This is a genomic window from Leisingera daeponensis DSM 23529 (genome assembly GCF_000473145.1).
GTDB lineage: Bacteria > Pseudomonadota > Alphaproteobacteria > Rhodobacterales > Rhodobacteraceae > Leisingera > Leisingera daeponensis.
In genome coordinates this window covers 211628-233762 of the sequence record NZ_KI421500.1, presented here as the reverse complement: position 1 = coordinate 233762, position 22135 = coordinate 211628, and the positions used below count along the sequence as shown (strand labels likewise).

Sequence of the window (22135 nt, the reverse complement as noted above, 5' to 3'; positions counted from 1 at the left end):
ATGGGCAAAGTCATCTGCGCAGGGCTTGGCCCCGGAGACCCCGACCTGATGAGCGTGCGCTCGCACCGGCTGATCACTGGCGCGCGCCACATTGCCTATTTCCGCAAGGCAGGCCGCCAGGGCCAGGCCCGCGCGATTGTCGAAGGCATGCTGGCCGAGGGCGTCACCGAACACGCGATGGAATATCCGGTCACCACCGAGATCCATTTCTCGGACCCCGAATACAACCGGGTGCTGGCGGCGTTTTATGACCAATGGGCCGACACCCTTGCCGGGATTGCGCAGGACGAGGATGTGGTGGTTCTGTGTGAGGGCGACCCGTTCCTCTATGGCTCCTACATGCATCTCTACACCCGCCTGCAGGGCCGCGCCGCGCAGGAGATCGTGCCCGGCATCACCGGGATGTCCGGCTGCTGGACCGCCTCCGGCCAGCCGATCACCTGGGGGGACGATGTGCTGACCGTGGCGATGGCCACCCTCAGCGAGGATGAACTGGCGGAGCGCGCTGCAAACACCGACGCGCTGGTCGTGATGAAGATCGGCCGCAACCTGCCCAAGCTGCGCCGCGCGCTGGAACGCGCGGGCCGCGCGGATGACGCCTGGCTGGTCGAACGCGGCACCATGCCGGGCCAGAGCGTGCAGAAACTGTCGGAGATCGGCGGCGAGGTGCCCTATTTCTCTATCGTACTGGTTCACGGACGGGGGCGCCGGCCATGAAACTACCGCAAAACGGCTGGGTGGTGATCGCGGGCCTCGGCCCCGGCAACGAGGCGCTGGTGACGCAGGAAGTGCGCGACGCCATTGATCAGGCCACTGATATCGTTGGCTATATTCCCTACGTGAACCGCGTTGAGCCGCGTGAAGGGCTGACCCTGCACGCCACCGACAACCGGGTCGAGGTGGACCGCGCAACCCATGCGCTGGAAATGGCTGCCGCGGGCAAGCGGGTTGTCGTGGTGTCCTCGGGCGATCCGGGGGTGTTCGCCATGGCCTCTGCCGTGTTCGAAGCGCTGGAAAACAACGCCGAAAGCAACCCTGAGTGGCTGGATCTGGACATCCGGGTCCTGCCCGGCATTACCGCCATGCTGGCCGCTGCTGCCGCCATCGGCGCGCCGCTGGGGCATGACTTTGCCGCCATCAACCTCAGCGACAACCTGAAGCCCTGGAGCCTGATTGAAAAGCGCCTGCAAATGGTCGGAGAGGCTGGTCTGGCGATGGCATTTTACAACCCGCGCTCCAAATCGCGGCCGCATCAGTTTGCCCGCGCGCTGGACATCCTGCGGGAGGCCTGCGGCGCGGAAACACTGATCACCTTTGCCCGCGACGTGACCAAGCCGGGACAGGAGCTGCTGACGGTGCCGCTGAAGGACGCGACGCCCGAGATGGCCGACATGCGCACCGTGGTCATCGTCGGCAACCGCGACACCCGCCGGGTAGGCAACTACGTCTACACCCCGCGCTACGCAGCCGAGGGTTAAGCGGCGGGATGGGACAGCCAGGCCATCACCTCTGCCACGCTGCCCATGACGGGGCGCTGAGGCACCTCGGGTCTGCCGATCATGATGACCGGCAGGGCGAGATTGCGCGCGGCGGTGAGTTTGGCCGCGGCTCCCGCGCCGCCCGCGTTCTTGGCGACCACGTGGGTGATGGCGTGGCGCTGCAGCAGCGCGGTGTCGCCCGCCGCGTCAAACGGCCCGCGGGCGATCTCGACCGTGGTGTGCGGCAACGGCAGATCCGCCTCCGGCGCGTCCACCAGCCGCAGCAGGTAGTGGTGCTGGGGCTTGGCCGCGAATTGGGTCAGGTTCTGCTTGCCAATGGCCAGAAACACCCGCGCCGGGGTATCAGGCAGCGCGTTGACGGCCTCTTCTATGCTGTCGGTGTGCAGCCATTGGTCGCCCTCCCCGGCCTGCCAGGCCGGGCGTTCGAAGGCGCACAGCGGCACCCCCGCCGCCTCGCAGGCGTGGACCGCGTTGGAGCTCATCTGTGCAGCAAACGGATGGGTGGCGTCGACCACATGGGTGATGTTTTCGGCTTCCAGATAAGCCGCAAATCCTTCTATGCCGCCAAAGCCGCCGACGCGGGTGGGCAGCGGCTGGCTGACCGGATGCGCGGTGCGGCCCGCGTAGGAAAACACTGCATCCATGCCCGCCCCGGCCAAGGTCTTGGCCAGCGCGGAGGCCTCGGTGGTGCCGCCCAGCAGAAGGATGCGTGTCATGTCTGATCCATGGCTTACGATAATTGGTCTGGGCGAAAATGGACTGGAAGGCCTCAGCGATGCAAGCCGGAAGGCGCTGGCAGGGGCTGAGGCGGTATTCGGCGGCCCGCGGCATCTGGAACTGGCGGGCGCAGGCAGCAAGGGCCAGCCCTGGCCGGTGCCGTTTTCCATTGATCCGGTGCTGGAGCTGCGCGGCCGCAAGGTCGCCGTTCTGGCCTCCGGCGATCCGTTCTGGCATGGCGCCGGGGGGTCGCTGGCGCGGCATCTGGAGGAGGGCGAGTGGATTTCTCACCCCGTTCCCTCAACCTTTGCGCTGGCGGCGAACCTTCTGGCCTGGAAGCTGGAGGAGGTGCTGTGCCTCGGCTTGCACGCGGCACCTTATGCGCGGCTGCGTGCGCTGCTGGGCGCTGGTGCACGCGTGATCTGCACCCTGCGTGACGGCGCAGCGCCTGCGGAACTGGCGGAGTGGCTGGCGGCAGAAGGTTTCGGCGCCTCGCAGCTGACCGTCATGGAATGCCTGGGCGGGCCGCGCCAGCGGGTGCGGTCTGCGGCGGCACAAGATTTTGACCTGCAAGACATTCAGGCGCCTGTTGCCGTGGCGGTTGAGGCTGCGGGCAGCAAGGGCCTGCCGCAGGCCTCCGGGCTGGCAGATGATCTCTTTGCCAGCGACGGCCAGATCACCAAACGCCCCATTCGGGCGCTGACCCTGTCGGCGCTGGCACCGCGCGCGGGAGAACTGCTGTGGGATATCGGCGGCGGCTCCGGATCGGTCTCGGTCGAGTGGTGCCTGGCGGCCCGTGGCGCACGCGCCATCACCTTCGAGCCGCGAGAGAGCCGGCTGGAAAATATCCGCGCCAATGCCGCAGCGTTCGGGATTGAGCACCGGATGAGCGCGGTGCCGGGCAAGGCGCCCGCCGTGCTGAACGGCCAGCCGCTGCCCGATTGCGTATTTATCGGCGGCGGCGGCTCGCAAGCGCTGCTGGATCACCTGTGGGAGGTGCTGCCGGAAGGCACCCGGCTGGTCGCAAACGGCGTCACGCTGGAAACCGAAACCCTGCTGATGCAGGCTCATGCTGCGCGCGGCGGGCATTTGTTGAAAGCGGAGATCGCCGAGGCCGGCCCGCTGGGCACCATGCGCGACTGGCGGCGGGCGCGCCCGGTGATCCAATGGAGCGTCACGCGATGAAGGTGGCAGGCATCGGGTTCCGCAGCACGGCCACGGTGGCGGATTTGCAGGCGGCGCTAACGCTGACCGGCGCGCAGGTGGATGCGCTCGCGTCCGTCGCCGGAAAGGCTGAAGCCCCTGCCATGCAGGAATTTGCGCGCACGGCCGGCCTGCCGGTGATTGCGCTGCAGGAGCAGGATATTGCCGGAGAGCAGACCCTCACCTGCTCGCCCCGGATCAAGGCGCGGTTCGGCACCGGGTCGCTGGCGGAAGCCGCGGCGCTGGCCGGGGCGCGCCATGGGGTGCCGGGCGCGCGCGCGCGCCTGCTCGCCCCCAGAGTTGTCACCGCGGATGGGCTTGCCACCGCGGCCATAGCAGAAAGACTTGAGCCATGACCGTTCACTTCATTGGCGCCGGACCGGGCGCTGCCGACCTTCTGACCCTGCGCGGGCGCGACATCATCGCCGCCTGCCCGGTGTGCCTCTATGCCGGTTCGCTGGTGCCGGAGGAAATCCTGAGCCACTGCCCGGCGGACGCGAAAATCGTGAACACCGCGGCGATGGACCTGGATGCCATCGTGGCGGAGATCAAGGCGGCGCATGAGGCGGGCCAGGACGTGGCGCGGCTGCACTCCGGCGATCTGTCGGTGTGGTCCGCGATGGGCGAGCAGATCCGCCGCCTGAAGGCAGAGGGCATCCCGGTCAGCGTCACCCCGGGCGTGCCGTCCTTTGCCGCTGCGGCTGCGGCGCTCGGCACAGAGCTGACCCTGCCGGGCCTTGGCCAGTCGGTTGTGCTGACGCGCACGCCGGGGCGCGCGTCCTCGATGCCCGAAGGCGAGTCGCTGGAGAATTTTGCACGGACCGGCACCACGCTGGCGATCCACCTGTCGATCGGCAATCTGGACCATGTGGTGGACAGCCTGACGCCGCATTACGGCGGTGAGTGCCCGGTCGCCGTGGTCTACCGCGCCAGCTGGCCGGATCAGCAGATCATCCGTGCCACTCTCGAAACCCTGAAAGACTCGCTGGACGAAAAGATTTCCCGCACCGCGCTGATACTGGTAGGGCCGGTGCTGAAGGGCGAGGGCTTTGACGAAAGCTGCCTCTATTCCGCCGATTACGACCGCCGCTACCGGCCGCAGAGTGCTGACAGCCCTTGGTCGAGCTGGAGCCATGGGGACGATTAAGGCCATGACCAACCTGAACCCTCCCGGACTGATGATCTCCGCGCCCTCCTCGGGCACCGGCAAGACCACCGTGATGCTGGGCCTCCTGCGGGCGCTGGCCGAGGACGGTCTGACCGTGCAGCCCTACAAGAGCGGACCGGATTATATCGACCCGGCCTTCCACCTCGCAGCAGCCAAACGCCCCAGTTTCAACCTCGACACCTGGGCGATGGACGGCGCGCTGCTGGATGCGGTCACGGCACAGGCGGCGGGCGCGGAGATCTGCGTGGGCGAAGGCTCGATGGGCCTTTATGACGGCGTGGCGACGCGCGGGCAGTCGGGCTTTGGCTCCTCGGCGGAGACCGCCAAACGAATGGGCTGGCCGGTGGTGCTGGTGGTCGACGTGGGCGGCCAGGCGCAGTCGGCCGCGGCAACCGCGCTGGGGTTCAAGAATTACGATCCCGAACTGCCCTTTGCCGGTGTCATCCTGAACCGCGTCGCCAGCCCGCGCCATGAGCGGCTGACCCGGCTGGGGATGGAGAAGGCCGGCATCAAGGTACTGGGCTCCCTGCCCCGCCGCGGCGATCTGGCCCTGCCGGAACGCCACCTGGGCTTGATCCAGGCGGTTGAGCATCCCGATCTGGAAGCCGCAATTGCAGGTTATGCCGCCTTCCTGCGCGAACATGTGGATCTGGACGCGATCAAGGCGGCGGCGCTGGCGGGTCAAGCGCCCGCGCCGGCCAGCCTGCCGGAACCGCCCGCCCAGCGGATTGCGCTGGCGCGCGATGCGGCGTTTTCTTTCACCTACCCGCATCTTCTGGAAGGATGGCGCGCGGCAGGGGCAGAGATCCTGCCGTTCTCGCCCCTGGCGGATCAGGCCCCGGCGGCGGATGCCGATCTGGTCTGGCTGCCCGGCGGCTATCCGGAACTGCACGGGCCGGCGCTGGCGGCAGCGGAGACCTTCCGCGCCGGTGTCCGGAAGCACGCCGAAACCAAGCCGGTGCATGGCGAATGCGGCGGCTACATGGCCCTGGGCGAGGCGCTGATCGACAAGGAGGGCAACCGCCACCGGATGCTGGGCCTCCTGGGCCTCGTGACCTCCTATGAGAAGCGCAAGTTCCACCTCGGCTACCGCCGCGCCATTCTGCAGGCTGGGATGCCGGGCTTTGGCGCAGGCACCGCCCTGCGCGGCCATGAATTCCATTACTCCACCATTCTGGAAGAACCCGACGCGCCGCTGGCGCAGGTCATGGACGCCGACGGCGGCCCGGTGCCGGAAACCGGCTCGATCAAGGGCAATGTCACCGGCACCTTCTTCCACCTGATCACGGGAGAGCGCGCATGAGCGGTTTTGTGAGCTTTGTCTCCTCCGGTCCCGGCGACCCGGAACTCCTGACCGTAAAGGCGGTGAAGCGGCTGCAGGCAGCGGATGCGATCCTGTTCGATGACCTGTCCTCCGGGCCGATCCTGAGCCACGCCCGCGCAGATGCCGATCTGGTGGGCGTGGGCAAACGCGCCGGACGGCCCTCCCCCAAGCAGGACCATGTGAGCCAGCTGCTGGTCGATTACGCGCAAAGCGGCCTTAACGTGGTGCGGCTGAAATCCGGCGATTCCGGTGTCTTCGGGCGGCTGGAGGAAGAGATGACTGCGCTGCGCGAGGCGGGCATCGGGTTCGAGATCGTGCCCGGCGTCACCGCAGCCTCGGCCGCGGCGGCGGCAGCGAACATTCCGCTGACCCGGCGGCTGACGGCGCGGCGGCTGCAGTTCATCACCGGCCATGACGTGACCGGCGGGCTGCCGGAGGACCTCAACATGGCGGCGCTGGCCGACCCGCACGCCACCACCGTGGTCTACATGGGCAAAAGCACCTTTGCCGCGCTGGCGGAGAAGCTGATGGAGGCCGGGCTGCCCGCGGAGACCCACGCGCTGGTCGCGCTGGCCGTTTCCACCCCGGAACAGAAACTGTCCTGCCACACCGTGGGCGAACTGCCCGCGGTGCTGCGCGCGATGGAGACCAAGGCGCCGGTGCTCATCCTCTACGGGCCGCTGGCCGATCAGGAGCTGCCCGGCGCATGAGCCTGCCCACCCTCACCCTGTGCCGCACCTGCCGCGGCGCGGACCCTGCCCTGTTCGGGCAGGCCGCGGCGGCGCTGGAGGCTGCCGGGGCGAAGGTCCGGCTGCAGCAGGCGGACTGCATGTCCGGCTGCCAGCGGCCGCAGACGCTGGCGGTGCGGCAAGCCGGCAAGACCGCCTATCTGTTCGGAGAGATCACCGCAGCGGACCTGCCGGACATCGTGACCTTCCTGCGGATGTATCAAGACAGCGACGACGGCAATTTCGCCGACGCCCGGCCGCTGGGCAACCTGCGCTTCAAGGCGATTGCCCGCATCCCGGCCGGGATGGCGTGATCCGCCTGCCGCGGACGGGGCACATCTCCGGCGCGGAATTTCAGCCGGAAGATCTGAATTTTCCGGCTTCCCTGGCCGCGGCCGGCAGCGCCGCATTTCCTGCACCCCATGGCGCTGACGGGCGCAAACCTGGCGGATTCTTCCTTGACCAGACTCAGCCCAGCGGGGCATTACCAACGGATACGGTGTCTGATGGTGCCCAAGCATCGGGACTGAAACGGGAATGAGGACGGTGGACCAAATCGCGGCACCGAAGCCTCAACCGCCCCCGCGACTGTGAGCGGCGAGCGGCCTTCCAATATCCACTGGCAAAGGCCGGGAAGGAGGATGGCAGCAGCGACCCGCGAGTCAGGAGACCGGCCGTATGGGAACGCAACTTATACCGTCGGGTGTGACGGTGAGGAGGACAACAAATGACGACCAAGACGCTTAAGGCTTCTGCCGCTGGCTCCAGTGTAATTCCGGCACTGTTTGCCGTGGTTCTGGGGCTGGGGATCATCACGCTGACCGGCCATGTTCAGGCATCCGCCCTGCACGACGCCGCGCATGACGTGCGCCACGCAACCGGCTTCCCCTGCCACTAAGGCCATGTTCAGTCGCATTCTGACCAGCGGCCTGTTCGCTGGTGCTGCAGCAGGGCTGATTACCGCCCTGCTGCAGCTGTATTTCGTGCAGCCCGTGCTGCTCCATGCCGAACTCTACGAGGGCGGCGAGCTGGTGCATTTCGGCGCTGCCCCCGTAACCGCGCATCCCGACCTGCCCGGCCTGTTCGCCGAGCCTGTGCGCGATGGCCTCAGCATCGTGTTCACCATGCTGACCTATACCGGCTATGCGCTGGTGCTGGCGGCACTGATGTCGGTGGCCGAACGCCAGGGGCATGAGGTCAACGCGCGCAGCGGCCTCTTGTGGGGTCTTGCAGGCTTCATCACCTTCCACTTTGCGCCGGGCCTGTCGCTGGCGCCGGAAGTGCCGGGTGTCGCTGCCGCTGACATCGGCGCGCGGCAGATCTGGTGGACGGTCACCGTTGCGGCCGCAGGGGTTGCCATGTGGCTGATCGCCTTTGGCGGCAATCTGGTGAGTGTCCTGGTCGCAGCGCTGCTGCTGATGGGCCCGCATATCATCGGCGCGCCTGAGCCAGAGAGTTTCTCAGGCCCGGTTCCGACCGAAATCGGCGCGCTGTTTGCCGCCCGCGCCTTTGGCGTCGGCATGGCCGCCTGGGTTCTGCTGGGCGCCTTCACCGGCTACTTCTGGCAAGCCGAAGGCAAGCGCGAACACGCCGCAGCCTGATCCAGCCTTACAGAGTTCCCCGCCGGCCCCGCCCGGCGGGGACATTCTTTTCCAGAGGAGACCGATATGTCCCGCTCTCTCGCTCTTTTCGCCATCGGCCTGGTGTTCGGCGGCGGCGCCGGGTTTGTGATTGCCGCCGGCAATGGCGTGACCTTTGACGGCCACGACCACGGCGCCCCGGCGGACCACGGCGGCGGCCATACCGAACTGGCGGCGCATGACCACTCCCGATCCGTCAGCCTGCCCGCAGGCCCGGATGCGCCCAGCGTTGCCATCCGGCTGCACAAGGACCCGATGGCCGGATGGAACCTGCAAGTGGTGCCGCAGAACTTCCGCTTCGCGCCCGAAAATGCCTCCGCCGCGGACGCCGATGGCGAAGGCCATGCGCATGTCTATGTGAACGGCGAGAAACTCGCCCGCCTTTATGCCGGCTGGATGCACATCCCTGCCCTGCCCGGCGGAGCCGAAGTCACGGTCTCGCTTAACACCAACAGCCACAGCCACCTGATGGTGGATGGCAAGCCGGTGGAAGCCACGCTTACCGTGCCGGCAGGCGGCGAAGGCTCCTGAGCGCAACTGCAGGCTTGCAAGACCAGCAGCGCGGCCCCATAGGGGGCCGTGTTTTCACGTGAAAGGCCCCGTCATGATTGAGCTTACCCTGATTGGCATCGGCACCGGCAATCCGCAGCACATCACGCTGCAGGCGATTGAGGCGCTGAACGCGCAGGATCTGATCCTGATCCCCAACAAGGGCGCGGGCAAGGACGACCTGGCAGGGCTCAGGCGCGAGATCTGCAACCGCGCGATCAAGGGCGATGGCCCCAGGATCGTGGAGTTTGCCCTGCCAGTGCGCGACGAGGCCACCAAAAGCTACCGCAAGCGGGTGGACGACTGGCACGACGCCATCGCGGAAATCTGGTGGCAGACCATCACTGCGCACCTGCCCGAAGGCGGCAAGGCCGGGTTCCTGGTCTGGGGCGACCCGTCGCTTTACGACAGCACCATGCGGATCGCCGAGCGGCTGCAGAAGCTGGCGGAGATCAAGCTGACGGTGATCCCGGGCATCACCTCGATCCAGGCGCTGACCGCAGCGCACGCCATCCCGGTCAATGAAATCGGCGCCCCGTTCACCATCACGACGGGCCGCCAGCTGCGCGAAAACGGCTGGCCGGACAGCGCGGATACGCTGGTGATCATGCTGGACGGGGAGTGTTCCTTTCAGGCCATCGACCCGCAGGGGGTAGAGATCTTCTGGACCGCCTATGCCGGGATGGAGAACCAGATTTCGCTCGCAGGCCCCCTGGCCGCAACCGCGGAAAAGATCATCGAAACCCGCGCCAAGGCGCGTGCAGAGCATGGCTGGATCATGGATATCTACCTGCTGCGCAAGGGCTGAGTCCGGCGGCGGCGCTGCTGGCGTCTGATGCGCAAGGCTGCCGGGCTGAGTGGCGGGGAGACAGGGATTCGAACCCTGGGAACGCTCTCACGTTCAACGGTTTTCAAGACCGCCGCATTCGACCACTCTGCCACCTCCCCGGTCCGTCAGCGGTTTAGGATGCAACGCTGGGCGAGGCAAGCGGAAATCCGTGCCGCAAGAGAAAACTGCGAGCCCCCGCCGGCCGCGCGGATTTATGCCGCCCCCGCGGGTTTCCCTTGTGCCGTTGCCTGTCAGGGTTTTCATGGCCGGATGTGCAGGCTATCATGCCGCCAAACCAAGAAGACCGGGCATTCCGGCGGGGGCGCAGAAGCGCCGCGGGCACAGGCAAGGAAGAGAGCATGAAAGACACCATGTCGAAAGCAATGACGGCCCCGCGCGCCGCCGCGGCGGCCGTGGGCCTGCTGCTGCTGGCAGGCTGCGAGGACGGGCCGAAACTGGGCTTTCTGCAACCCAAATCCAAGGCCGAAGGCGCCGTCCAGGCCTCCAGCAGCACCAAGCTGGTGGAGCGCGACGTGGAAGCGCCGGAGGTGTTTCAGGTGACCGAAGCGGGCCTGTGGGACGGCCGCCCCTCGATCGGCGGTGTCTGGGTGGCGCATCCCGACACCCAGGATCCGGAGCGGGTGATCATCCGCAACAACGCCAACGGCCAGTTCGTGATCGGCGCGCTGTTCCGCCGCGAGCGGGAAATCCCGGGACCGCGGCTTCAGGTTTCCTCGGATGCCGCGGCGGCCCTGGGGATGCTGGCCGGCGCGCCGGTGGAGCTGAACGTGACGGCCCTGCGGCGCGAGGAAATCACGCCGGAACCGCAGCTGGAAGAGCAGGCAGGCGATGGCGCCGCGCTGCCGGAAGCCGCGGATGTGAATGAGGTCGCGCTGGCGGGCAGCGCGATCACTGAAACCCAGCTGGACCCGATCACCGGCGCGGCTGCCGCAATTGACGCCTCCGCTCCGGCGCAGGCCGCGCCTGCCGCGGCGGAGCCTGCTGCGGCCCCTGCCCCCAAGCCGCAGAAATCGTCGCTGAACAAACCCTTTATCCAAATCGGCATTTTCAGTGTCGAGGCGAACGCCGAGCGGACCGCCAACGTGATGCGCAGCGCGGGCATGGTGCCGGTGGTGCGGGAACAGTCCTCCAGCGGCAAGACGTTCTGGCGCGTGCTGGTCGGCCCGGCACAGAACAAAACCGAACGCAGCCAGCTGCTGAAAAGCGTGAAGGAAACCGGATTTGCGGATGCCTATGCTGTCACCAATTGAACGAAACACCAATTTCTTGCGCCACGCTCTGAAATCGCCGCTGCGGCTGGCGCTGGCGGCGGGCCTTGCGCTCAGCCTGCCGGCGCTGCCGGCCGCGGCCTTTGATACCAGCGCGCGCGCGGCTTATGTGGTGGATGCGGGCACCGACACGGTGCTGTTGTCCAAGAACTCCGACGTGCCGCTGCCGCCGGCCTCCATGTCCAAGCTGATGACGCTCTATGTGGCGTTTGAAGCCCTGCGCGACGGGCGGCTGACGCTGGACGAACGGCTGCCGGTGAGCGAGCACGCGATGAGCTATGGCGGCTCGACAATGTTCCTGGACACCACCGACCGGGTCCGGGTCGAGGATCTGCTGCGCGGCATCATCGTGCTGTCGGGCAATGACGCCTGCGTGGTGATCGCCGAGGCGCTGAGCCCCGATGGCACCGAAGCCGGCTTTGCCCGCTACATGACCAAGCGGGCCGAGGACATGGGCATGACCGCCTCGACCTTTGCCAATTCCAACGGCTGGCCCGCCGCCGGGCACCGGATGTCGGTGCATGACCTGGCGGTCCTGGCCGAGCGGCTGATCGAGGACTTCCCGGAATACTACCCGCTGTTTGCCGAGACCACGTTTGAATTCGACGGCCGCGCGCCCTCCAACATTCGCAACCGCAACCCGCTGCTGCGGCTGGGGATCGGTGCTGACGGGCTCAAGACCGGCCATACCGAGGAAGCGGGCTATGGCCTGGTCGGCTCTGCCACACAGGGCGACCGGCGGGTGATCTTCGTAGTCTCCGGCCTCGACACCGAGCGCGGCCGCGCAGAGGAGGCGGAAGCCATTGTTAACTGGTCGTTTCGCCAATTTACCAAAAAGACCGTCGCCAAGGAAGGTATCGCCATCGCCGAAGCCGAGATTTGGCGGGGGGCCGAGCGATCGGTAGGGCTGGTGCCGGCCAAGGATCTGGAAATCCTGCTGCCGTCGCTGTCCGCCAACACCATCCAGGGCGAGGTTGTCTATAACGGCCCGATCGAGGCGCCGGTGAAGAAAGGCCAGCGCCTGGCGGAACTGGTGCTGCAGCCGGAGGAGCTGCCGGAGGTGCGGCTGCCGCTGGTGGCGGAAAGCGACGTGCCCGCGGGCGGCTTTGTGGTGCGGGTCAAGACCGCGGCGCAGGTGCTGATCAAGCAATTCCTGACCGGTCCCGAGGGGGCGCTGTGACGGCGGGCGGCACGCGCGGGTTGTTCATCACCTTTGAAGGCATCGACGGCTCCGGAAAATCGACGCAATGCCGGCTGCTGGCCGAGGCCCTGCGCGCGGCGGGCCGCGATGTGGTGCTGACGCGGGAGCCCGGCGGCTCCCCCGGCGCCGAGGAGATCCGCCGCCTGGTGCTGGAGGGCGACCCCGACCGCTGGTCGGCGGAGACCGAGCTGCTGCTGTTCATGGCGGCGCGGCGGGACCATCTGGAGCGCACCATCGAACCCGCCCTGGCGGCGGGCAAGGTGGTGATCTGCGACCGCTTTGCCGACAGCACTCGGATGTACCAGGGCCTGTCGCGCGGCGACCTGCGCGCGGCGGTGGACCAGATGCACAGGCTGATGATCGGGCGCGAGCCGGACCTGACCCTGCTGATCGACATGGACCCGGCCGAGGGCCTGGCCCGCGCCAAGGGGCGGCAGGGCAAGGAAGAACGGTTCGAGGATTTCGGCGTGGAACTGCAAGAGAAAATGCGCGCCGGTTTCCTGGCGCTGGCGCAGGAGTTTGCGGACCGTTTCCGGGTGGTCGATGGCGCCCGCCCGGTCGAAGAGGTGGCCGCCGATGTGCGCAGGCTGGCGGAAGACGCGCTGGAAGGAACCGGGGCATGAGCGCTGGCGACGAGCTGCCGCGCGCCGATCAGGCCGAGGGCGCCCCGCACCCGCGCGAAACCCTGCGCCTTATCGGACAGGAGGCGGCGGAGCGCGATTTCCTGACCGCCTATAATTCCGGCCGGCTGCACCACGGCTGGCTGCTGACCGGCCCGCAAGGGGTGGGCAAAGCGACACTGGCCTGGCGGATCGCGCGCTTTCTGCTGGCCACGCCCCCGGCGGAAGAGGGGCTGTTCGGCGCCCCGCCCCCGCCGCAGACGCTGGACATTGACCCCGAGCATCCGGTCTCGCACCGCATTCAGGCGCTGGCAGAACCCGGTCTGGCACCGATCACCCGCTCCTACGACGACAAGGGCAAGCTGCGAACCCAGATCGTCGTCGACGACGTCCGCAAGCTGAACCGGTTCTTTGGCCTCTCTGCCACCGACGGCGGGCGCCGGGTGGTGATCGTGGACGCCGCCGACGACATGAATGTTAGTGCCGCCAATGCGCTCTTGAAGATGCTGGAGGAGCCGCCCGCGCGCACCACGATCCTGCTGATCTCGCACCAGCCCTCGCGCCTGTTGCCGACGATCCGCTCCCGTTGCCGCACCCTGCGGCTGGGGCCGTTATCTGCGCCGGACATGGAAGCGGCACTGGCGCAATCCGGTGTCGAACTGCCGCAGAACATGGACAATCTCGCTGCCCTGGCGGGCGGGTCGGTCGGCGCGGCTTTGCGGCTGATCAATCTGGGCGGCCTCAAGATCTATGCAGAGCTGGTCCAGATCCTCGATTCCATGCCGCGGCTGGACCGGCAGCGCGCGATGGCGCTGGCCGAGGCCGCCGCGCAGCGCGGCGCGGCGGAGCGGTTTGAGCTGCTGTTGTCGCTGACAGAGATGGCGCTGGCCCGGCTGGCGCGCACCGGCGCAACCGGCGCGCCGCCAGCGCTTGAAGCGGCACCGCAGGAAGCGGCAATGCTGGCGCGGCTGGCGCCCGATCCCCGCAAGGGGCGCGCCTGGGCCGACCTCGCAGCGGAAGTGACCGCCCGCGCCCGCCACGGCCAGGCGGTGAACCTTGACCCCGCGGCGCTTGTCCTAGATACGGTTTTCAAGATGCAGGAAACCGCGTCGCGCTAGGCTTTTGGCGCGGCGCAAGCGGCACCAGAGGATACATGACCGAGACGCCCCCCCAGATTACCGACAGCCATTGCCACCTGGATTTCCCCGACTTCGAAGGGCGCCTGGATGAGGTGATCGCCAGCGCGGCAGAGGCAGGCGTGACCCGGATGGTGACGATCTGCACCAAGATGAAAAACGAACCCTCCGTGCGCGCGATTGCCGAAGCACACGCGCCGGTGTTCTATGCTGCAGGCACCCACCCGATGAGCGCCGCGGATGAGCCGCTGGTGACCGTTGACGAACTTGCGGCACTGGCCAAGCACCCGAAATTCGTCGGCATCGGTGAGACGGGCCTCGACTACCACTACACCGCCGACAGCGCCGCCGTGCAGCAGGAGAGCCTGCGTATTCACATTGCTGCCGCCCGCGAAACCGGCCTGCCGCTGATCATTCACGCCCGCGCCGCGGATGACGACATGGCGCGCATCCTTGGCGAGGAAATGAAGAACGGTGCCTATTCCTGCGTGATGCACTGCTTCTCCTCCTCCGCAGAACTGGCCAGGGCGGCGCTGGACCTGGGCTTCTACCTGTCGATGTCCGGCATCGCTGCCTTCCCCAAGAGCCAGGAGCTGCGCGACATCTTTGCCGCTGCCCCGGTGGAGCGCATCCTGGTCGAAACCGACGCCCCCTATCTGGCGCCGCCGCCCTATCGCGGCAAGCGCAACGAGCCTGCCTATACCGCCTTTACCGCCAGGGCGGGCGCGGAGGTGTTCGGCATGGATTACACCGATTTTGCCGCCCAGACGCAGGCGAACTTCGACCGGCTGTTCTGGAAAGCCGCCCAGTATGAGGCTGCCGCCTGATGGCAGAGATGCGCTTTACCATCCTCGGCTCGGGCTCCTCGGGCGGGGTGCCGCGGATTGGCGGCCACTGGGGCGACTGCGATCCGCAGAACCCGAAGAACCGCCGCCGCCGCTGCTCGATGCTGGTGGAGCGCGACGGCCCGGACGGAACCACCTCGGTGCTGATCGACACCACGCCGGACATGCGCAGCCAGCTGCTGGATGCGGAGGTCAGCCGCCTGGATGCGGTGGTTTACACCCATTCCCATGCCGACCACCTGCATGGGATCGACGATCTGCGCATGGTCTATTTCAACATGCGCCAGCGGATCCCGGTCTATGCCGACGGGGCAACCCAGAACGACCTTCTGAACCGCTTCGGCTATGCCTTTGCACAGCCCGACAACTCCCCCTATCCGCCGATCCTGGACCTGAAGACCATCGGCGGCCCGTTCACCATTCACGGGCCTGGCGGTGGCATCACGTTCCGCCCGTTCGAGGTCAGCCACGGCTCTATCGACGCGCTTGGGTTCCGCATTGGCGGGCTGGCCTATCTGCCGGATGTGTCCGCCATCCCCGACAGCGCCCTGCCGGAGCTGGAAGGGCTGGATATCTGGATCCTGGACGGCCTGCGCCGCACCCCGCATCCCACCCATTTCAGCTATCAGGATGCGCTGGAGTGGTTCGAAAAGATGGCGCCCAAGCGCGGCATCATCACCAACATGCATATCGACATGGATTACGCCACGGTCGAGGCCGAGACCCCGGACCATATCACCCCCGCCTATGACGGGATGGTGATCCGGATGGAAGTCTGAGGGGCGCTGGCGGCGCCCTTTTTCTTTGAGGGATTTGAGGAAGCAGCGTGTTTCAAAGCCTGATTGATGTCATCCTTCCGGTGTTTCTGGTTGTCGGCGCGGGCTATGCCGCCACCGCCAGGGGCGTTCTGAGCCAGGACCACATCGAAGGGGTGATGAAATTCGCCCAGGGCTTTGCCATTCCCTGCCTGCTGTTCAAAGCGATGGCGGAGCTGGATCTGTCCGCCAGTTTCGATCCCCGTCTGCTGGCAAGCTTCTACACCGGCGCCTTCACCTGCTTTCTGATTGGCGTCTTTGGGGCCCGGATCCTGTTCAAACGGGACTGGGAAGACTGCATCGCCATCGGGTTCTGCTGCCTGTTCTCCAACTCCGTCCTGCTGGGCCTGCCGATCACTGAGCGCGCCTTCGGTCCGGACAACCTGACCGGCAATTACGCGATCATCGCCTTTCATTCGCCGTTCTGCTACGGCGTCGGCATTACCGCGATGGAGATTGTGCGCAGCCGAGGCGCGGGCGGGATCAGGACCGTGGTTTCGGTGCTGAATGCGATGTTCCGCAATGTGCTGATCCTGGGGATCACGCTGGGGTTTGCGGTCAACTTGTCGGGGCTGACCATTCCGCTGGTGGTGGATGAGGCCCTGTCGCTGATCATCCGCGCCGCCCTGCCCGGCGCGCTGTTTGCCCTGGGCGGGGTGCTGGTGAAATACCGGCCCGAAGGCGACATGCGGGCGATCCTGTTTGTCTGCTTCACCTCGCTGATGATCCACCCGGCGATTGTCTGGACCTTGGGATCGGCGCTGGCGCTGCCGCAGGATCTGTTCCGCTCCGGCGTCCTGAACGCCGCGATGGCGACCGGGTTCAACGGCTATATCTTTGCCAATATGTACGGGCGGGCCAAGCGGGTGGCGGCCTCATCCGTGCTGATTGCCACCGGGGCGAGCATCCTGACAGTATGGTTCTGGCTGCTGATGCTGAGCTGACAGAAAGGTCAGCACCTCTGCCGCAATGTTTCGCGCGCGAAACATTTGGACAGAAAACCTGACCTTATCCTTCAGATTTTATTAAGGAATTTCCGGCGCCTGCAAACGGCCGGCCCAGCCCCCCTACTCGTCCGGCACGTACAGCTGGGAAAAGGCGATGCGGACAGCCTCCGTCGCTTCCTCCCGGCGTTTTTCGATATGGCTGCGCATGGCCGCCGCTGCGGCCTGCGGATCGCGGGCGGCGATGCCTTCGGCGATCTGACGGTGCGCCGAGGTGTCCCCCGGCGCCTTGCCCCCGGCCCGGTCGCGCATGCGCTTGAGGTCAATGAGCCGGATATAGCGGGTGCGGCCGTTGAGGTTGTTGAGGATGCGCTGCAGTTCGCTGTTGCCGGAGAGCTGTGCGAGGCGGGCGTGGAAACTTTCGTCCATCGCCAGAAGTGCCTCCGGATCGGTGGCGCTTTCGTAGTCCGGCTCCATCCGCGTCAGGTGATCCGCCAGGGCCGCGATATCCTCATCCGAGGCCCGGGTGCAGGCCAGCCGGACGGCTTCGCATTCCACTGCCACCCGGGCCTCGTACAGGTCCATGATATAGCTGGGGGTCAGCGGGCGGCAAAAGAAACCGCGGTTGTTCTGGAAGGTCAGGAATCCCTCGGCCACCAGCCGGTTCAGCGCCTCGCGCAGCGGTGTGCGGCTGGCGCCCAGCACCTCGGACAGCGCGCTTTCGTTGATACGCTGATCCGGCTTGAAGGCAAAATCCGCCGCCATCCGGCGCAGGGCTTCATATACCCGCTCCACATTGCTTTCGCGTTTGGCCATGTTCCCGCCGTTCGTTCAGTCCGCCGTGCAGAGTACGGCAGCGGCCGGCCCCGCGCAAGATTGAGTTCGAAGCTGCATACAGTTACTGCGCCTTTCAAGCCGGACAGCCTGAGCCGCCGCCGGAGGGCGGCGCGGATGTCCGGACCTCAGGACAGGAACGTGACCCCGGGCATCCGGCGGATCAGTTCGGTGTCGGCCATGTAGGTCTCCCCCATCGCATCCACCAGCGGCTGCGACCAGCCCGGCAGGTCGATCTCCTCCTCCACCGCCTCCTCGGAATGGAAGTAGGTCAGGAACAGCTCATGCACCCGCTCCCGCTGCTCTTGGGACAGGCCGGGGCGGCTGGCGAGATAGGCCTCCAGCCGCTCGTACCCCTGCTCGGAAATGATGCCGCGGGTGATGTCCAGCGCGCCGCTGAAGCGGAAACTGCCGCCGAGACCGGTCACGTCGCCCAGGATGGCGGGCCAGATCACCGGGGTTTCCTCGTTGCACCAGACGGTCAGGCGGCAGCCGGGATTGTGCTCCAGGATGTCCGCCACAACATCGGACCAGCGCAGGTTCAGGAAATCCGTGCGCCCGGCGAACTGCTCCCACGTTCTGCCCGACTGCGACCGGAACACCGGTCCGATCAGTGTGGCGGGGTCGCGCAGGCCCAGGAAAAACTCGCACGGGTTGCCGGGGAAGGCGTGCCGCAAAGAGGCGGCGTTCTTGCCCGCGTTGCGGAACAGCCGGCCGCCGCTGAGCATCCAGCCCGGCATCCCCAGAAAGGCCGAGTTGGACAGGATGAGGCGGGACACATCCTGGTCCTTGATGATCGAGGCCAGCAGCGCCTCGCGCTCCTGATCCGTCACCGGTTCTCTGTCCTGCTTGTGTATCAGCTTGGTGACGGCGGTCAGATAGGTGCCCGGGCGGCGGATCAGCACGCCGCGTTCCAGCAGCGGCTGCGCATCCTTGCGCAGCGACCAGGTCAGCTGGCCGTTGTCGGTGTTGGGCGCCCCGATGTGAAAGGCGAGGGTAATGTCCCGCATGGTGCTGTCTGCCTGGTTCATTGTCCTGTCCGGCCGTTGCCCGGGGTCCTTTCTGCAGCAGCGGCCCGGTCCGGCCTGCTGCACCGCTGTTTGCACGGGTTAGAGCCGCGCCTTCATCCGGCGGAAGAACCGGTCGTCCCGCTGGCGCAAAATATAGTCACAGACCCGCTGCGCAAGCCGGGGATGGCCGCGGTCCAGCGCCAGGTTTGCCAGCTCCCGCTGGAAGCGGGGAAAGCCGTGCCGTTTGCGCAGCAGGCGATGGAACTGGTGCGCCGTCAGCCCGCCTGCGATGGCATCGCGGGCAATCTCCTGCAGGATGCCCATCTGCTGCAGCGAAGAGCCCAGCCGGTGCCCCAGCAGCGGACAGCGCCACAGCCTGACATTTGCCCCGGTGAAGCGGGCGGCATGGGCCGCGTCCGGCGCCACATAGGGGTCGAACATGATATGCACCTCGCCCGCCGCCCGGCTGGCTTGCGCGGCATCACCGAACGGGCCGGAGAAATCCCGGTCCCAGACCTTCTTGTAGCGCATCTCCCAAGGCACCAGGGTCTTGTCGAGGGTGGATTGCGGGCTGATTGCAAACACTATCGACCCCGGCGCCGCGGCAGCATAGGCCGCCGCCGCATAGCCGCCCATCGAGGCGCCGTAGAACACCACCCGCGAAAACTGCGTGAAAAACCCGCTGTCGCGCAGCGCCTCGAACTTGCGGGTGACTTCGGGGTGCCGGAACCAGGTCCAGCCATTGGCCATCACCCCCAGCATCGACCAGCCCTGCGACTCGATAAAGCCATATCCCCAGGGCCGCCGGTCCTCCCGCTTGGCCATCGCGATGTCGAGGTTGTCGAAAGTGACCACCAGCGTCTTGCCGCGCGGCATGAACAGGAACGAATGCTCCTCCAGCGCGTCAAAGAAACCTTCCTTCCCGGCCAGCGCCTGCGCAGTCTGCGCCCAGCCTTCAAACGGCTCCGCGTCCTCCTGCGGCTCGACAGAGAGCACCGCAAGCCCGTTGCAGCCGTCCTCCGGCAGTTTCAGGGTATTACAGCCGCCGTAGGATTTGAGAAACGGATAGCTGCCGGAGCCCTTACGGATTTCAAAGACGGCGCGGCTGAGCGGGTGCAGCGCCCGGTCCAGCACGTATTTAAGCTTCCGAGGTGCGTGAACGGCGCCGAAACCCTGCAGCGACATCAGGACATCATACTGCCTCAGCCTGTTCGGCTGATCGACCACACGGACAGCCTCGCGGTCAACCCCGCCCTGTTCGAGCCGGGACAGGTATTCCGCCAGCTTCGCCTGCGGAAGGGAAACAAAGGCGCCGCTGCCGTCGAGGCTGACAACGTCGATGGAGCAGCCATATCGCTGGTGCAGCAAGACTGCCAAACCGGGGGCCTCCCCATTCACATCCGCAACACTTTCGACCTCATCCGCATCCAGGGCGGCGAGAACCGTTTGGTAGTCGAAACCGTTATCCAGCATACTTTTTCAACTGCCATTTTGGAATGCGCCGGAACAGTACCGATCCGCCGCGGCTGACCTGCTGGTCGTAACAAAAGCCGCTCTGCGACAGCGCGTCAAAACACTGCTTTATCCCAATTCTCTTAATTTTTCGCGTATGGATCTCTAGGAATATCTTGTCGATACCGCTGAGATCCGCCGGCGCGAACAGATCCCGCTCGCCGCCTTCGATGTCCACAATAAGCGTGTTGGCCTTGAAATCCCGGATCAAATTCGACAGGCGGATGCCCGGAACTTCGATTGCCTTCAGGTAAGGCTCCTCCCCATCCAGCGAAGAAGACCAGAATTGTTCGCGGACATAGAAAGACACCGGGGCTTCGGTTGCCGCATCATTCAGAGCAACGCAGTTGCGGACCTGCGCCGATTGCAGGCCGTTCAGTTCGTGGACGCTCTGGATAAAGGTGCAGAGCGTTGGATCTGCCTCGACACAGAGCACGTTTTCGACTCCGAGATTGACGCCCAGGAACGAAGAAATGAATCCGATCCCGGCCCCCAGCTCGATCACGCGGTCGTCCTTTTCCAGGAATTTTGGAGTGCCGGAGACCTCATCCAGTTCATAGCGCCCCTTACGGATTGCACGTTCGATCTTTGAGGTGATGACGCCCGGATCCAGCGGGATTTTCACCCCGTGCGTTTCAAGCATTTCCGTCATTTCTGCTGTGCCTTCCGGGTGAGAACGGTGGAGTATTTTCCGTGTTTTTCCAGCACCTCGACAGTGCCGAAACTTTTCATCGCGCCGATGCCGCCGGAGCCCTTGCGGATGTCCAGCACGATACCGCCGCCCTTGCTGATCTGATTGCGGAACAGATCCTCGTAAGTGGCAACCGGATAGTGAAACCCGCAAGACGCCAGGCTGATCACCAGGTCAAAGCTGCCCAGCGCCGCGGTGTCCCCGGTTTTCGGGTTGAGGGTGATAATCTTCTCCGCCGGAACGCCGTTCTTCTCAAGGAACGCGCGGGCGGTCTCCAGACTGGTATAGCCTGCCCCTTCGCCCTCAAAGCCGAAGTGGCGGCCATTGCCGTCCTCGATGTCGATAAGCACTACCTCGCAGCCGTAGCGGCGATGCAGCAACAGGCTGGCAAAGGCATAGCCGCAGCCGATGTCGGCAACCCGCTTGGGCGCGATGGCATCGGTGGCGGCAAAGAAGAAACTGCATTCCCGCTGCGCAATCCGGATCGACTCCTGCAGGATACGGTCCCGCTGCGCCCGGGCTTCCGCCAGCAGGAGCGCCTCGTCGCCGGCCATCCAGTCCCTGAGGGTCTGGCCGGAGCGGGCAAGTTCAGAGCGCTGCAATAAAATGTTGGCGGTATCGCGGTCGCTGAACATTGAAAAGTCCAAGCCGGCGGGGTCGATCGCATCGGTCCCGGACACTTCCGGCTCGGGGGCGGGCTGCAGCAGGTGGCGGGTTTTCTCCGCATTGATCCGGTGCTTGGCCAGCAGGTCGTGAACATAACAGCCCTCGGCCGGCACGCCGCCGTATTTGGCCGCGATACTGCGGAAGCGGCGGCCCCAGAAGTGGATCGACAGGGTGTCGCTGCGGATGTGGTCCCGCGCCTGGTTCGGGCGGTTCGGGTTCAGCACCACCCCTGCCCGCTTGAACGGAACCGGATAGATCACATGCCCCGGACGGGAGTGCGCGATCTCGCCGGTTTCCTGCAGGAACCAGGTCAGCGCATCCGGCCCCCAGACGCCCCAGGGCAGCAGCGAGACGTGAACCCCCTGCCCGGCCTCCTTGAGCGCCTGCAGCTCGGCTTGTTTCTGCGCGCTGTACCAGGGCGGGATTGGATATTCGTCGCTGGTGAACCGCAGCATCGCCTTCAGCGTCCTGGAGGTCTTGGGCAGCCGCAGCACGCCGTTGTTGACCATCGGCTTGTCGTCGGAGATCCAGCCGTGGAAATGCTTGCCCCTGATATCCCAGGGCTGGCAGCAATAGGCATCGGTATCGGCCCAGATATAATCGGTCTGGCGCAGCATATGCAGCCGGAAGATATCGGCGTGATAGGCCGGGCTGCCGGTCCGGGCGTGGCGTATAATCCGCTCGGAAGGCAGGATGCCGTTAGCGTCCGCGATCTGCACACCGTCTGGAACGCCTTTGACCGCATCATAGGTGAACAGGATCACCTCGTGGCCGTTGTCGAGAAAGGATTTCAGGCAGAGCTGTTCAAGCCAGCTGAGCTCCGGGCCCACCCATAGCGACGCGATGACCGGAAGTGCCATAATACTGCCCCTTGTTAGCCTCGTTACTGCTACTGCCCAAATACGTTATTTTGTT

The 22135-nt window shown here is 66.0% G+C and carries 25 protein-coding genes, 1 tRNA gene and 1 riboswitch; of the genes, 19 read left to right on the top strand and 7 right to left on the bottom strand.

The features are described 5' to 3' along the window. Together cobI and cobJ are read left to right on the top strand one after the other, a co-directional pair. Nucleotides 1-717 (top strand): precorrin-2 C(20)-methyltransferase, encoded by a 717-nt coding sequence (gene cobI, locus DAEP_RS0101470; protein WP_027243427.1) that lies wholly within the window; start codon nt 1-3, stop codon nt 715-717. Then, nucleotides 714-1478 (top strand): precorrin-3B C(17)-methyltransferase, encoded by a 765-nt coding sequence (gene cobJ / locus DAEP_RS0101465; protein WP_027243426.1) that lies wholly within the window; start codon nt 714-716, stop codon nt 1476-1478. Before cobI ends, cobJ begins: the two co-directional genes overlap by 4 nt. On the opposite strand, the gene DAEP_RS0101460 is transcribed toward cobJ, so the two are convergent. Continuing rightward, nucleotides 1475-2215, bottom strand: a complete 741-nt coding sequence (locus DAEP_RS0101460; RefSeq protein ID WP_027243425.1) for a cobalt-precorrin-6A reductase — start codon at nt 2213-2215, stop codon at nt 1475-1477. The genes cobJ and DAEP_RS0101460 overlap by 4 nt on opposite strands. On the opposite strand from DAEP_RS0101460, the gene DAEP_RS0101455 reads away from it, so the two are divergent. From DAEP_RS0101455 to cobF, 10 genes are all read left to right on the top strand, one after another. Beyond that, nucleotides 2214-3401 (top strand): bifunctional cobalt-precorrin-7 (C(5))-methyltransferase/cobalt-precorrin-6B (C(15))-methyltransferase, encoded by a 1188-nt coding sequence (locus tag DAEP_RS0101455; protein ID WP_027243424.1) that lies wholly within the window; start codon nt 2214-2216, stop codon nt 3399-3401. The genes DAEP_RS0101460 and DAEP_RS0101455 overlap by 2 nt on opposite strands. Then, entirely contained in the window at nt 3398-3775 is a 378-nt protein-coding gene (locus DAEP_RS0101450; protein ID WP_027243423.1) for a cobalamin biosynthesis protein, read from the top strand. Before DAEP_RS0101455 ends, DAEP_RS0101450 begins: the two co-directional genes overlap by 4 nt. Beyond that, nucleotides 3772-4566: a precorrin-4 C(11)-methyltransferase gene (cobM, locus tag DAEP_RS0101445; RefSeq protein WP_027243422.1), complete on the top strand. Its 795-nt coding sequence runs from the start codon at nt 3772-3774 to the stop codon at nt 4564-4566. The genes DAEP_RS0101450 and cobM overlap by 4 nt, the downstream gene beginning before the upstream one ends. A gap of 4 nt (nt 4567-4570) precedes the next feature. Then, nucleotides 4571-5890, top strand: coding sequence for a cobyrinic acid a,c-diamide synthase CobB (locus DAEP_RS0101440; RefSeq protein WP_027243421.1), 1320 nt, complete (start codon nt 4571-4573; stop codon nt 5888-5890). After that, entirely contained in the window at nt 5887-6621 is a 735-nt protein-coding gene (cobA, locus tag DAEP_RS0101435; protein WP_027243420.1) for a uroporphyrinogen-III C-methyltransferase, read from the top strand. Before DAEP_RS0101440 ends, cobA begins: the two co-directional genes overlap by 4 nt. Next, nucleotides 6618-6953 carry a DUF1636 family protein gene (locus DAEP_RS0101430; RefSeq protein WP_027243419.1) on the top strand — a complete coding sequence of 112 codons (336 nt, stop codon included), beginning with the start codon at nt 6618-6620 and terminating at the stop codon, nt 6951-6953. Before cobA ends, DAEP_RS0101430 begins: the two co-directional genes overlap by 4 nt. 166 nt (nt 6954-7119) lie before the next feature. Next, nucleotides 7120-7332: riboswitch (cobalamin riboswitch) on the top strand. A gap of 34 nt (nt 7333-7366) precedes the next feature. After that, on the top strand, nt 7367-7537 hold the full coding sequence (locus tag DAEP_RS23490) for a CbtB domain-containing protein (protein ID WP_084204388.1): 171 nt from the start codon (nt 7367-7369) through the stop codon (nt 7535-7537). 4 nt (nt 7538-7541) lie between these two features. Next, the gene (locus DAEP_RS0101420; RefSeq protein WP_027243418.1) at nt 7542-8240 is read left to right on the top strand and encodes a CbtA family protein; all 699 of its coding nucleotides are present in this window, start codon (nt 7542-7544) and stop codon (nt 8238-8240) included. A 66-nt stretch (nt 8241-8306) separates the two neighbouring features. Continuing rightward, the gene (locus DAEP_RS0101415) at nt 8307-8810 is read left to right on the top strand and encodes a hypothetical protein (RefSeq protein WP_027243417.1); all 504 of its coding nucleotides are present in this window, start codon (nt 8307-8309) and stop codon (nt 8808-8810) included. 73 nt (nt 8811-8883) lie between these two features. Continuing rightward, nucleotides 8884-9636, top strand: coding sequence for a precorrin-6A synthase (deacetylating) (cobF, locus tag DAEP_RS0101410; protein ID WP_027243416.1), 753 nt, complete (start codon nt 8884-8886; stop codon nt 9634-9636). Between the two features lie 50 nt (nt 9637-9686). Here the strand turns inward: cobF and DAEP_RS0101405 are convergent. Continuing rightward, nucleotides 9687-9776, bottom strand: a tRNA-Ser gene (locus DAEP_RS0101405). A 240-nt stretch (nt 9777-10016) separates the two neighbouring features. Here DAEP_RS0101405 and DAEP_RS0101400 point away from each other — a divergent pair. Genes DAEP_RS0101400 through DAEP_RS0101370 form a run of 7 tightly spaced genes read left to right on the top strand, consistent with a single transcriptional unit; the run spans nt 10017 to nt 16507 of the window. Further along, nucleotides 10017-10928 (top strand): SPOR domain-containing protein, encoded by a 912-nt coding sequence (locus tag DAEP_RS0101400; protein ID WP_027243415.1) that lies wholly within the window; start codon nt 10017-10019, stop codon nt 10926-10928. Nucleotides 10929-10956: 28 nt separating this feature from the next. Beyond that, nucleotides 10957-12126, top strand: a complete 1170-nt coding sequence (locus DAEP_RS0101395; protein WP_008555617.1) for a D-alanyl-D-alanine carboxypeptidase family protein — start codon at nt 10957-10959, stop codon at nt 12124-12126. Then, complete coding sequence (gene tmk / locus DAEP_RS0101390) at nt 12123-12770, top strand: dTMP kinase (RefSeq protein ID WP_008554353.1); 648 nt, start codon at nt 12123-12125, stop codon at nt 12768-12770. The genes DAEP_RS0101395 and tmk overlap by 4 nt, the downstream gene beginning before the upstream one ends. Then, the gene (locus DAEP_RS0101385) at nt 12767-13885 is read left to right on the top strand and encodes a DNA polymerase III subunit delta' (RefSeq protein WP_027243414.1); all 1119 of its coding nucleotides are present in this window, start codon (nt 12767-12769) and stop codon (nt 13883-13885) included. The genes tmk and DAEP_RS0101385 overlap by 4 nt, the downstream gene beginning before the upstream one ends. A gap of 35 nt (nt 13886-13920) precedes the next feature. After that, complete coding sequence (locus tag DAEP_RS0101380; protein WP_027243413.1) at nt 13921-14730, top strand: TatD family hydrolase; 810 nt, start codon at nt 13921-13923, stop codon at nt 14728-14730. Continuing rightward, a complete protein-coding gene (locus DAEP_RS0101375) occupies nt 14730-15527 on the top strand; it encodes an MBL fold metallo-hydrolase (RefSeq protein WP_027243412.1) in 798 nt (265 codons plus the stop codon). The genes DAEP_RS0101380 and DAEP_RS0101375 overlap by 1 nt, the downstream gene beginning before the upstream one ends. Nucleotides 15528-15574: 47 nt before the next feature. Then, on the top strand, nt 15575-16507 hold the full coding sequence (locus DAEP_RS0101370; RefSeq protein WP_008557045.1) for an AEC family transporter: 933 nt from the start codon (nt 15575-15577) through the stop codon (nt 16505-16507). A 123-nt stretch (nt 16508-16630) separates the two neighbouring features. Here DAEP_RS0101370 and DAEP_RS0101365 read toward each other — a convergent pair whose 3' ends face one another. From DAEP_RS0101365 to DAEP_RS0101345, 5 genes are all read right to left on the bottom strand, one after another. Further along, a complete protein-coding gene (locus tag DAEP_RS0101365; protein ID WP_008553461.1) occupies nt 16631-17323 on the bottom strand; it encodes a GntR family transcriptional regulator in 693 nt (230 codons plus the stop codon). 146 nt (nt 17324-17469) lie between these two features. Then, complete coding sequence (locus DAEP_RS0101360) at nt 17470-18372, bottom strand: hypothetical protein (protein WP_008556343.1); 903 nt, start codon at nt 18370-18372, stop codon at nt 17470-17472. Nucleotides 18373-18450: 78 nt separating this feature from the next. Further along, nucleotides 18451-19824 (bottom strand): hypothetical protein, encoded by a 1374-nt coding sequence (locus tag DAEP_RS0101355; RefSeq protein WP_027243411.1) that lies wholly within the window; start codon nt 19822-19824, stop codon nt 18451-18453. After that, nucleotides 19814-20515 (bottom strand): FkbM family methyltransferase, encoded by a 702-nt coding sequence (locus tag DAEP_RS0101350; protein ID WP_027243410.1) that lies wholly within the window; start codon nt 20513-20515, stop codon nt 19814-19816. Before DAEP_RS0101350 ends, DAEP_RS0101355 begins: the two co-directional genes overlap by 11 nt. Then, a complete protein-coding gene (locus tag DAEP_RS0101345) occupies nt 20512-22080 on the bottom strand; it encodes a class I SAM-dependent methyltransferase (RefSeq protein ID WP_027243409.1) in 1569 nt (522 codons plus the stop codon). Before DAEP_RS0101345 ends, DAEP_RS0101350 begins: the two co-directional genes overlap by 4 nt. Nucleotides 22081-22135: the final 55 nt, after the last annotated feature.